This is a genomic window from Nostoc sp. UIC 10630, assembly GCF_010747425.1.
Lineage (GTDB): Bacteria > Cyanobacteriota > Cyanobacteriia > Cyanobacteriales > Nostocaceae > Nostoc.
Genome location: NZ_JAAGOG010000225.1, coordinates 1 through 11,030, shown reverse-complemented (window position 1 = coordinate 11,030; position 11,030 = coordinate 1). Strand labels below are relative to the sequence as shown.

General features: G+C 39.9%; 13 protein-coding genes and 3 pseudogenes. 6 read left to right on the top strand and 10 right to left on the bottom strand.

What is annotated here, in order from left to right; all coding sequences use genetic code 11:
- The 5 genes and pseudogenes from G1O98_RS32395 to G1O98_RS32375 form a co-directional block, all read right to left on the bottom strand.
- Positions 1–587 (bottom strand): sigma-70 family RNA polymerase sigma factor (locus G1O98_RS32395; RefSeq protein ID WP_163937138.1); only part of this gene is annotated, 587 nt, incomplete at its 3' end.
- 194 nt (positions 588–781) lie between these two features.
- Positions 782–1,033: pseudogene (locus G1O98_RS32390) on the bottom strand (ATP-dependent RecD-like DNA helicase); the annotation flags it as partial.
- A 257-nt stretch (positions 1,034–1,290) separates the two neighbouring features.
- A pseudogene (locus G1O98_RS32385) lies at positions 1,291–1,953 on the bottom strand (helix-hairpin-helix domain-containing protein); the annotation flags it as partial.
- A 281-nt stretch (positions 1,954–2,234) separates the two neighbouring features.
- Positions 2,235–3,233: a ParB N-terminal domain-containing protein gene (locus G1O98_RS32380; protein ID WP_163937135.1), complete on the bottom strand. Its 999-nt coding sequence runs from the start codon at positions 3,231–3,233 to the stop codon at positions 2,235–2,237.
- Positions 3,176–3,793 (bottom strand): ParA family protein, encoded by a 618-nt coding sequence (locus G1O98_RS32375; protein WP_163937133.1) that lies wholly within the window; start codon positions 3,791–3,793, stop codon positions 3,176–3,178. Before G1O98_RS32375 ends, G1O98_RS32380 begins: the two co-directional genes overlap by 58 nt.
- Before the next feature lie 794 nt (positions 3,794–4,587).
- Here G1O98_RS32375 and G1O98_RS40945 point away from each other — a divergent pair.
- The 5 genes from G1O98_RS40945 to G1O98_RS32355 all read left to right on the top strand — a co-directional run bounded on the left by G1O98_RS40945 (position 4,588) and on the right by G1O98_RS32355 (position 7,941).
- The gene (locus G1O98_RS40945; protein ID WP_275941816.1) at positions 4,588–4,722 is read left to right on the top strand and encodes a hypothetical protein; all 135 of its coding nucleotides are present in this window, start codon (positions 4,588–4,590) and stop codon (positions 4,720–4,722) included.
- Between the two features lie 51 nt (positions 4,723–4,773).
- Positions 4,774–5,286 (top strand): hypothetical protein, encoded by a 513-nt coding sequence (locus G1O98_RS32370; RefSeq protein WP_163937129.1) that lies wholly within the window; start codon positions 4,774–4,776, stop codon positions 5,284–5,286.
- A 648-nt stretch (positions 5,287–5,934) separates the two neighbouring features.
- A complete protein-coding gene (locus tag G1O98_RS32365; RefSeq protein ID WP_163937127.1) occupies positions 5,935–6,894 on the top strand; it encodes a ParM/StbA family protein in 960 nt (319 codons plus the stop codon).
- Positions 6,895–6,899: 5 nt separating this feature from the next.
- The gene (locus G1O98_RS32360) at positions 6,900–7,190 is read left to right on the top strand and encodes a hypothetical protein (RefSeq protein ID WP_163937124.1); all 291 of its coding nucleotides are present in this window, start codon (positions 6,900–6,902) and stop codon (positions 7,188–7,190) included.
- Positions 7,191–7,494: 304 nt separating this feature from the next.
- Positions 7,495–7,941 (top strand): antibiotic biosynthesis monooxygenase, encoded by a 447-nt coding sequence (locus G1O98_RS32355; RefSeq protein WP_163937121.1) that lies wholly within the window; start codon positions 7,495–7,497, stop codon positions 7,939–7,941.
- A gap of 82 nt (positions 7,942–8,023) precedes the next feature.
- Here G1O98_RS32355 and G1O98_RS40365 read toward each other — a convergent pair.
- The 5 genes and pseudogenes from G1O98_RS40365 to G1O98_RS32335 form a co-directional block, all read right to left on the bottom strand.
- Positions 8,024–8,116, bottom strand: a pseudogene (locus tag G1O98_RS40365) (Ycf66 family protein); the annotation flags it as partial.
- 241 nt (positions 8,117–8,357) lie between these two features.
- Positions 8,358–8,696, bottom strand: a complete 339-nt coding sequence (locus G1O98_RS39380) for a thermonuclease family protein (RefSeq protein ID WP_202985837.1) — start codon at positions 8,694–8,696, stop codon at positions 8,358–8,360.
- Positions 8,653–8,925: a thermonuclease family protein gene (locus tag G1O98_RS40360; protein WP_345940617.1), complete on the bottom strand. Its 273-nt coding sequence runs from the start codon at positions 8,923–8,925 to the stop codon at positions 8,653–8,655. Before G1O98_RS40360 ends, G1O98_RS39380 begins: the two co-directional genes overlap by 44 nt.
- Positions 8,926–9,187: 262 nt before the next feature.
- The gene (locus G1O98_RS32340; RefSeq protein ID WP_163937118.1) at positions 9,188–9,640 is read right to left on the bottom strand and encodes a DUF1392 family protein; all 453 of its coding nucleotides are present in this window, start codon (positions 9,638–9,640) and stop codon (positions 9,188–9,190) included.
- 425 nt (positions 9,641–10,065) lie between these two features.
- Positions 10,066–10,257, bottom strand: coding sequence for a hypothetical protein (locus tag G1O98_RS32335; protein WP_163937115.1), 192 nt, complete (start codon positions 10,255–10,257; stop codon positions 10,066–10,068).
- An 88-nt stretch (positions 10,258–10,345) separates the two neighbouring features.
- On the opposite strand from G1O98_RS32335, the gene G1O98_RS32330 reads away from it, so the two are divergent.
- On the top strand, positions 10,346–11,030 hold a 685-nt coding region (locus G1O98_RS32330), incomplete at its 3' end, for a TrpB-like pyridoxal phosphate-dependent enzyme (protein ID WP_163937112.1).

Here is an 11,030-nt window from a genome sequence, read left to right as displayed (position 1 = left end):
CTTATGTTTAATGCTGATGCAATTTCTTCGGCAGTGGCATGACGACCGAGTTTTTGAAAGCTTTCTCGCTGTACTTTCTTAATTTTGGTAAGTATTTCAGTGAGATGAACAGGCAATCTAATAGTGCGCGATTGTTCTGCTATCGCGCGTGTAATCTCTTGACGAATCCACCAGTAGGCGTAGGTCGATAGCTTATAGCCCCGATTGGGATCAAACTTTTCTATACCCCTTTGTAAACCGATTGCTCCTTCCTGAATCAAATCTAAAAATTCCAAATTGCGGTTCTGGTATTTCTTGGCAACAGAAACTACTAGTCGCAGGTTAGCTGTCACCATTTTTTGTTTAGCTTTTTGACCAAGGTGTAGTGCTGCTCGGACTTGTGCTTCGGTTTTTTCAACAGCATTGGCTAATTCTGTCATTGTTGGTTCGCGGTCTAGTTGTTGAGTGAGTTCATTTTTAGATTGCTCAATAACAATCATTTCTTGTACCTGTCTACCATAAGCGATTTCTTCCTCTGGCTTTAATAAAGGATACTGACCAATTTCTTGCAAATAGATGCGAACCATGTCGGAACTCAGGCTGGACATACAAACTTTTCGACTTTTTTAAACCAGGGGATTTAAAAGTATAAATCCAATAGCTCATTAAAATTTTCTATTTTTAACCGAGTACCGTGGGTTTAAATTCCGCAGTTCAAAATCGCGCAAGTTTTGGGTCGGGGTCTAAATCCCCGTCACAAAACTTAGTTACGAATTACGAATTATTTAATAGCCAAGGCATATCAATTCAGTCCTGCCTGAAGTAACCTCTGCTTTAACCTTGTGTACCTCTGTTGGTCATCAGTAGAGCGCACCGCTAGAGATATCGCTTTTTTTGCGCCAACTACGATCGCTAACTTCTTGGCACGAGTTATACCAGTGTAAAACAGGTTCCGGGTCAACATCATATAGTGCTGCATATAGATTGGCAAAATCACCACCGGATATTCTGACCCCTGGCTTCTATGAATAACCTGAGTTCGGGATAAGGAAAGGGACAGGTAGTAAGCTGAAAATAACGTCAAATCCAACACCTGTCCTATGTTTAGTTTAGATGCTTTATTTTGCCACGTAGATGATTTCTGTAAAGCTTTTGAAGCTCAATGGCACAAACAGCTATTAAATCATGGAGGAATAAAACGTATTCGCGCTAAAAGCCTGTGTTTAAGTGAAATAATGACAATTCTCATCGCTTTTCACCAAAATCACTATCGGAATTTTAAGCATTTTTATTTGAATCACGTTAAACAGCAATGCCGATATTTCTCGCAATCTTGTCAGCAGTCAGAAAGCCAATACCGTAGATGTCGGCTGCTAACTGATAGGGATTGTTGGTAACAGTGGCAATCGCTTCATCCTTATATTGCTTGTAAATCTTCACGGCATAGGTGGTAGAAACGCCATGCCCCTGGAGAAACACCATCACTTCTTTGATCGCTTTCTGAGTTGACTAAGCGTTTTTGATCAGAGTGATCCGCTTTTTGGCAATACCCTGGACTTCAATCAGTCGCTCAATTTGGTTTTCGATGATGTCGAGCGTTTCTAAACCGAAGTGAGCGACGATACGCTTGGCTGTTACTGGGCCAACACCTTTAATCAGCCCACTACCCAAATATTTTTCAATTCCAGTGAGAGTAGCTGGTTTGGTTTCTTTGTAGTTGACTACTTGGAACTGGGGGCCAAATTGTGGATGGTCACGCCAGAAACCAGTTAGTTGTAGAGTTTGACCTGGCTGAATATTAGCAAAGCTGCCAACAATTGTTGTGAGTTCAGTGCTACGTGGACGAGTCAGTCTTGCCACGGTGTAACCTGACTCCTGAGAATAAAAGGTGAGTCTTTCAACTACTCCAGTAATGGTTTCATGTTGGAGAGAAGCATTAACTTGCTGTTGGGAGTGGGCTGGAGTAGTGGACATTGCTTATTTAAAAATGCCGCACATTATTATAAGCCTGCAATTCTATCAATTGTAGTACATAGATACTAAAACATATACTTTTACCGGATGTTTCTATAATAAATCTTCAGGCATCCATGAAAGCCCTTATCCGTCGGACACTGGGCGAACGGGCTTTCATCCCCAGAAATAAAAAAGTGTACAAACTCTCCTACCTAATTCAAAAGAGAGCTTTTATCTTTGGGCTCTCTCTAAAACTCTAACTGTAAGCTGTCTTGCTAAATGACCCAAAACATTTTGGGTCACTTTTCTTGTAAAAATTCTTCTATCTTAACTAGCAAGCTTTCCGCTTCTTGAAGCTGATGTGGATCTTTTTCAATATTTTTTAGAGATTTTTTGAATTGCTTGTAAGCACTATCTAATCTAGTTCGGATAGGGTTTTCTGAACTTGGTTTAAGAGCTTTAACCCTTTTTTTTATTTCAGCAAGTGAAAGATTGTTGGCAATTGCTTCCCATAAAAGTTCTTGCCTGATACCAGGGTCGTCGATTTTTGCAATCTCTAATCCTTTAGTGTATTCAATTTTCCCTTGACGAACAGCTTCCAGAATTTCTTGAGGTTTTTTTAACAAAGGAAGCCTAGTTTTAACAAAAGATTCCCAGGTAATTCCACCACAAAATGCAAAGACTGCTTGAATTTTGTCAAACTGAGGATGATCTAAAACGTTTTGAAGACCTGAGCGACGTTTGAGATTATCTATTTGATACAGCAGACTTATAGCTTCTTCAACAGTTGCTTCAATTGCTAAAGAAAGGAGTTTCAAAGTACCATCTAAATCTTCTAAGGCACTAAAATCTCGACGATTTTTGTTTTCTGCAAGTGATGCTTTGAAAGCTTCAAGGTTATTCCAGTTAAAGATTCTGACAGGAAGTGGATCTATTTCTGCAAACTCAGAACCATGATAGCGGCGTTTTCCAGCAACAAGTTCATATTCATCAGGCAACGTATTACTTAGTGGACGAACCCATAATGGAGAGTGAATACCATTCGGTTTCAGGTCATTTAGCGCCCAAGCTTTTAGTTCATCCTGGTCATAGTAGTAGCGCACAGGCTGTCCACCTGGCACAAAACTGAAACTTAGATGAATTTTACTACGGGGTATCCATACTACTCCTGAATCCTTGCCTGATTCATTTGGAATGATCTCGCTCTCGTCCCTATCAGGAGTAAAGCTTAAAATCTGTTTTAGGTTAGCAAGTCTTTGATTGGTTCCAGCTTTGCTAGTTCCTTCCAATCTTCCCATGCTTTTTTTCCTCCTCTTTTAATTTCATAAATTGGCTTCCCTTCGGCAGATGCATGTTCATAAACTTTCAACCGTTGAATCCCTTGTTCTAACACAGGTAAACCTTGTTCTCTAAGGGTATGAAAAGCGATTTCCCCATCCGGCTCTGATGATGGAGGTACAACAGTTAATAAAACAGAATATTTAGTTTTTGGTGGAAAACTTTGAACCATCATATTTAAAGCACTCATTGAGAGAGCAGAAGGAGTTGTAATAGCTAAAAGCAAATCACATCCGTCAACTAGCTCTTTAATCTCAGCAGAACTTGGTCGTGCAGGAGTGTCAATGACAATAAAATCAAAGTTCTCTTTTGCCATTATTCGGTTAGCTGTATTTTCTGTAGCAACTTGAAAGGGTAGATAGCCGCGAGATCCCCAAACGGATGCTGAACGATTAGGATCATAATCAATGAGCAAAACTTTATATCCTTTCTGTGCGAACAGGCAAGCCAGACACACTGCTGAGGTAGTTTTGCCCACACCCCCTTTAAAAGCAGTTAGTGTTACAAATTTGGTCGCCAAAATTCTGTTTCCGTTACTCGTGAATGAAAAGATTCTACCTTGCTCTAGTGGAATTGTTTACTTAATTAGAGACTTTATAGATATTTGTGCTGCTGACCCAAAACGTTTTGGGTCATTCAATATACAACTTCAACAACCGGATTCAAGTAGAAGCCTGGTGATCGTACTACTAATGATTTATCAGTTGTGATTAGAATGTCTTGGCTAACAGGCTGATACCACGAGATTATTTTACCTAAAACGTTAAGGATACTTTCTTATTAAGTAATGCCACAGCCTTCAAAATACATAAATTGACAGTTAAAATACGATTGTTCCACAGTTCGGGTAAGTTCAGTTAAATAGAAATGTCAATGAAATCTATCCAACGTTCATCCAAACCACTTTTTCCCTCAGCCAAAATCCAACAAGTCAAGCCAAAAGCCTGAACTTGTTGCTTACCGACCAGTGTAGAGCAACCCTCAGTTACACTTCGGGCTGACCCAACTCCCAGTGATGAGTCGCCATCAGTAGAGCAGCAAGGTCAAACGGTGCCTCCTTTCGCGTCAAAGAGGAACGTTTCTGAAAAACCGCAACATTTATAAAAAGGCAAAGCCAAACGTATCTCCCCTGATAAGAAAAAATCTAATTCACTACAACAGCCCCAATTTACACTTCGAGATGATGAAGATTTACCACCAGAACGCTGTCAACATATCCAGTTTTTGGACTGCGATAAATAGGTGGGGCGCGTGGTATTCGAGTGTTGGCACTGTCAGCAGGGAATAATTAGCGAATATACTGGAGAGCCAGTGATGGGAGAATACAAAGGCCATCCTTCACTAATTCAGGTGAAAGTCCAATGTCCTAATTGTGAGCAGACGGCGATTAGATTAACAACGGGTCAGGTGGTTTCAACAACAGCGATTCCTTCACCTTGGCAGCAATGATGGCACACACCAAGATCAAGAGTGATTGGTAAGAGATATTAACGATTGATAATGCAAAAGTTGAAAATTGTACCCTTAATAACTGCACTAACGGCACTGAGACTAACTAGTTGCAGCACTACTACTGCTGAACAGTATGAAGCTACAGCACTCACCAGTTACACCTGGCAAGTCAAGTATGCCAATGATCTAACTAGTCAACCACAGCCACGCATTGAAACCTTTGCTAACACTTCAGTGTTGAATAGGAATGGATTGAAACCAGCAGGAGCAGTTGTTGGCCCAGATGACAAAGGGCTATGGTGGCCTACTGTACCGCCACGACTAAGTGTTGATGAAGTTGAACAACGCAAAAAATCTCAAGAAGAGGCAGGCAAACCTGAATTGATAAAAGATGTTCAGTACAAACTGACCTACGGAGTGGGTACTTTACAGAAGGCACTACCTACTAATTATGATGTTTATCGACAAGTAGTAAAAGCTTACCCCCAAAGAACTCCTTTGGAATTGACTTTGGGTGTAAATGATGATTCAGTTGAGAAAGTTGAACCTGTAAGCAAGTGACAACGCACTCGTTACATAGTCAGCAATAAGTTAAAGAGCGAGACTGAATTGCTTTTCAACAATCTTATTGACACTAAAGTAGAAATTAAGCTGTCAACCTCTTCTCTGTGAGACGCTACACGAACAAGGAATTTCAAAATTAAAGACAAGACACTCTCTACGAGACGCTGCGCGAACGTGGGCTCGCTTTCCGCGTTAGCGAGTCTTCGAGTGTTGCGTCTTGTAGACCCTTGATTCTTTGAATCAGTAGGGGCAATGGCCTTGAAGGATAATTAATTCAAAATTATTCTTATTCTTCATAACAGAATTTTGAATTTCATTAAAGGGTCAACGATGATCTAAATAAATTTTTACTGCGTTGATAGAAAAGATTTCAAAAAATTTTGTGGGGGCTATATGGGGGCTATGTGTACCCCAAAGCAGTTTAGAAGTTTGAACAAAATTTGACTCCCATAAGGGGGCTATATGGGGGCTATATGGGGTACATTTGACTTGGTGAGATTTTACCCCACTTAGCCCCCAAGAGGTTATGATAATTTCTTGACGCTGAAGAAAAAAAGAGTAGTTATTTTATTCATCTCTTCTCTGCTCCCCACTTCACAAATCACAGATAACTTTCACAAATCAAAGTCTATTACCTTTCTCTTTATGTCTAACATTCACACCTTGCAAAAAATTTTTCCTGCTGGCTTTGATAACGGCTATGGAAGCCTAAAACTTTTAGTCGATGGCTTTGAAGTTGTTCGTGTCCCCAGCTATATAACCAATGCCGAGATGGAAGACGTACCAGGGAGGGTAGTTTTTAACGGTAGTGCTTACACAGTTGGAGAATCAGCTTTCCGTACAGGAAATTATTTTGACCGAAACACTGATAACAATGAAAACAAAGTCAATAATGCATTATTGACATTATTCGGTGCATTGGCACATCTCCCACACCGTAAGGCTTGGCATTTAAAATTAGTCGTTAGCTTACATGATGTTGCTCTGGCTGACGAATTGCAAAAAGTACTCAATGGAGAATATCAGCCAATACTTGCTGGCAAACAATCAGACGTGAAGATCGAAGTCCTGAAAGTCGTGCTAGAAGGGATGGGTGCATTGTTTGGGCATCAACTACCAAAAAAATTAACCATTTTAGATTTTGGCAATGGCACAACTCTGTATTCTCGTTACAACCAAGGGAAACGAGAAGTTCACACCGCCTACCCCACAGGCGTAGAAGTTCTCATCAATGATATTTCCCAAAAGATGAAGCATTTAAATGGCGGAAAAATTGGGGATGCCTCCAAGATCCGATTTTGTCTGGAAATGGGGCATACTCGGTACAGCCGGGATATTGATATCAAAGATGTTTACAGTACTTGTTTGAAAGATTGGTATGAAAAATACTTGAAGAAAGTAGTGAATCTGACGCTTGATGCCAAACACCAGGGGGATGAAATCTGGGCGATTGGTGGAGGCTGCCTGCTACCCGGATTTAAGAAGCTTTTAGAGAAAAACGGGTTCAAAATACTGGACAACCCAGTGGAAGCTAATGTCTTTGGGCTTCTAGAAATGGCAAAAGCCATCAGCAGCAAGAATTCGCCTACTACATCTCTTAAGTGATCACAATGACAGAAAAATTTGACTTAGCTCCGATAAAAATTCGGCTTAAAGAAAACTATCAAAAACGCATATTTGCAGAGTCCCAACAACTAGGTAAAAGTTACCTGGAGACGCTTTACTTCATTATTGATTGCTATTTTGTTTTCATCAAGGCTGGATTAGCCACACAACAAGTAGCTTTCACGCCGATTACTACTGAGCCGAACAAATTTCCTTCAATAACTTCAACTCCATTGGTACAAGAGAAAGAAGAAGATTCTTCAAGCGAAACATTCAGCCTTGACTTTGATTTATAGCCGTCAAAGGAAGTTGGCAACGGTAAAGAAGGGGAATTAGCCTTAAACGTAGTAAGTGGAATGGCACACTTGTTTTGCGTAAATTCCTGGTATTCCTGGATGAAAGGGTATGGGGTATAGGGTGTAGGGAAGGAAGAAGATGTTATTCTACTTGCACTAAAATTCAATTTTCTTAACGCTACATCCAACACTTTACCCTCAACAAGATAACCCTTTGCGACTGTAACCGATATCTTGTAAGCCTGACAATTTTATAAAAGAAATATCATCGCTTAAATCTTCTAACTTTAGCAAAAGATTTACAATGAAAAGAGAAAAATTTTTCGGTATATTTCTTGGATCTGCACTATTACTTGGTTCTTCACCTTGCGTAGTAGTTGCACAGACTGAGCCTAGCGTAATTCCATCTAAAATTAATGGTAGTACCGCCCAATCCAAAACAGTAGTTGCACGTATTTGGCATGGTCAAACACTCACTAATAAAGCAGACGAATATTATAAATATTTAACTGAAGCTGGAATAAAGAAAATTCAATCGATTCCTGGGAATCGTGGAGCGCAAGTATTTCGTCGTACTAATGGCACAATTACAGAGTTCACTGTCATCTCTTATTGGGAGTCACGCAATGCTATTCGTGCCTTTGCTGGAAATGACATAGAACAAGTACACCCTCTGCCCAAAGATAACGAGTATCTGATTGAACCCGAAACTAAGGTTAAACATTTTGATGTCTTGCTAGATCAGCGTTAATAATAATTAACTCGATTTTTAATTTATCAATTTCTCTGAATCCAATTAATTATTATATCCTTAAAACTTAAATAATTAATAATAACAGGAGAAACTGCTCAAATTGAATAAGCGGATCTAATCGCCAACCTTGCATAATTAATATGATTCCACACAAAAATAGACGAATTGGTGCTAATACTCCTTGGATAATGTAAATTGTTAAAATAGAAATTGTTAATGTATTTTTTCTTTGACTTAACCAGCCGAGCATTAAAGTTACATAGATAACTGCTAAAACTAGATAAAGAGTTCCAATTAATTTGATTTCAATTAATCCAGTTGATCTAACTCCAAAAGTAACTTGAGCTAAAGTAAACATTTCTGAAAAATCCTAATTCTTTATCAAGTTTTAGACTTGCACTACTCAATGTTTTTTATTTTTCGCACCCAATCCCATCCCCATCTCTGTCAAAACCATGAGGGTCAGGCGGCAAGACTCTAAACCTTCTTTGCATGATATCTTGGCAATCCAAATCAGGTGAATTTTTGGCCAGGCAAAAATCTGGGTAAGCAGGATCACAGTTATTCTGTTGCTGCGGTTGAATCGGCACTGATGTTGTCTTTTGGGTAGCTCTGTGGCGGAAGTCCCAAGGCATCACAGGATTAGCCTGACTCCAAAATGCTAAACGTTCTTGTTTGGCGGTGTTTTCACCCTGCAACAAACTATCTTTAGATTGTGGGCAACCTTTGAGGTACTGGCGATAGACTTTCATATTGTCCCTCTTGCACCATACTCACGTTGACACTGCGATTCTCGACAAACACCTCTGCAACTAGGCGCTTATATTTGTCAGTTTCAACGGGGCGTAGAGTAATGGCTTGTCCTACTGGTAGGAGTTGTTTGAGTCTTGCTGATGATTGCTGTCCCCAAGGGTTTTGCTTCATCTCTGGTGCATCAATGCAAGCAAGGCGGACTGTTACAGTTTTGTTACCAGTTCTCACCCGTATGGTGTCACCGTCGCCTACGCTTACAACTGTGGCGGTAAGATTGTTGGCAAATACGGGTAACGATATTTGAGCTACAAGCAGAACGCTAATTGCAACAAAGGAAATTTTCGGAAGCGTCTGTAGTAATAATCACTATATAATACTTATGATGCCCAGACAACTAATTAAAAGTAGCTAATAAAACCAGTAACTTGAGATTAATAACCCAAATTGTTAGTTAACTTGGGGCTGCTCTTTTGTCGCAACTGAGTAATCGTCATACACTAACATTGACTAAATCAACATCAGCAAGCCATATTGTTCTGCTTTGGGCAGACACTTCTTCTAAAATTGGAGAGCGCCACTCTACCCCATAAAGCCAATTATCTTTGAGGCTAAAAATTCCTTGAATAATACGGCGTGTCGGCTGTTCGCCGAAATCAACCTCAACTATATCCCCCAATTTAAAAGCTGGAGTAGAAACAGTGGACTTTTCTAGTAGATTTGTTCTATGAAATTCTTGTTCAGCTAAGTAGAGAGTTTCACTCTGGCAAACAATTGCATAAATCCATTGCTGTCTTTCCCACTGAACACCACAGCAGTAGCCTGACAAGTCTGAGATTGGCAACAAAACTTTTTCTAACATTCTTACTGCTACTGGAGGCATGGTCTGACCCCACTCAGAAGAAATATGCCAACAGGATTCTAAAGCGGTAATTTGGTTAATCATCTGGGAATGTAGTTCTCTTTTTTATACATACACTCCCTTGGAGCAGTCCGATCCGGAATATAATTTAAATTTCGGTAAGCTAAGGCAACAGATGGGAATTCAAACCCAATCAATTCGAGAGCCTCCCAATTTGAGAAAACTTTACTGATACACTAATTCGTAACTAAGATAAAATTATTTTGGCAGTAGCGATTGCCTGCTCCACACTCTCCACAATATAAACATTTTCTGGCGACAGTTTTTTAAATAAAGAAAATAGCAATATCCACCTAAGAGGACATGCTATCCTGATTTTCACCTGGAAGAATACCAAGCGATTGCTGGGGCAACACCTGCCACAGGATGCCCGAATGCGAACAGCGCCTCTGAGCTTGAGAAAGGCTGTAAGGCTTCTGCAAAGCTTTGCAATACAACCAAAATTTTGATTAGATATCAATATTTATCTGTTCTATCTGTCTAGCAGCTTTATCCCAAAGCTTTGCAAAAGTCTCATCTTTGCAATAAATTCTGAGATTTTCTGCTTTTTTATAACTGATTTGTTCTAACATTTCTAGAACTGCGGCTAATGTTAATCGATCAACAATTGCCTTTAAAGACTTCATATATTCTTTTGCCATAACTAACCTCTTGAATAACAATAAAAGTTAACTTTTTTCTTGGAGAATTGTAAATGTACAATTTTACTGTTGTGCATCACCTAATTATATGGACACGATCAAATACGTTCTGACTGAAAACCAAATGCCAAAAGCTTGGTACAACATCCAAGCTGACTTGCCACAAACCTTACCACCAGTTTTAAATCCTGCTACTGGTAAGCCAATTACACCAGATGAATTATTACCTTTGTTTCCATTGGCACTGATTGAGCAAGAAGTTAGCCAACAAAGATGGATTGAAATACCAGATGCAGTGCGCTCTATTTATTGCCAGTGGCGACCAACTCCTCTTTATCGTGCCCGTCGTTTGGAGCAAGCTTTAGATACGCCTGCCAAAATTTACTACAAATATGAGGGTGTTAGTCCCTCTGGAAGCCACAAACCCAATACTGCGGTCGCCCAAGCATACTACAATAAGCAAGCTGGAGTCAAAAAGCTAACTACTGAAACGGGAGCCGGACAGTGGGGATCATCTCTAGCTTTTGCTGGTGCGCTATTCGGTTTAGAAGTCTTAGTTTATATGGTAAAGGTTAGCTACCAGCAAAAGCCTTACCGCCGAGCTTTAATGGAAACCTACGGTGCGAGGGTCGTTGCTAGCCCAAGTACTCAAACCCAAGCCGGACATAAAATTCTTGCACAACATCCCAATAGTAATGGCAGTTTGGGGATTGCTATTAGTGAAGCTGTAGAAGTAGCTGCTGCTGATGAACAAACTAAGTATGCTTTAGGTA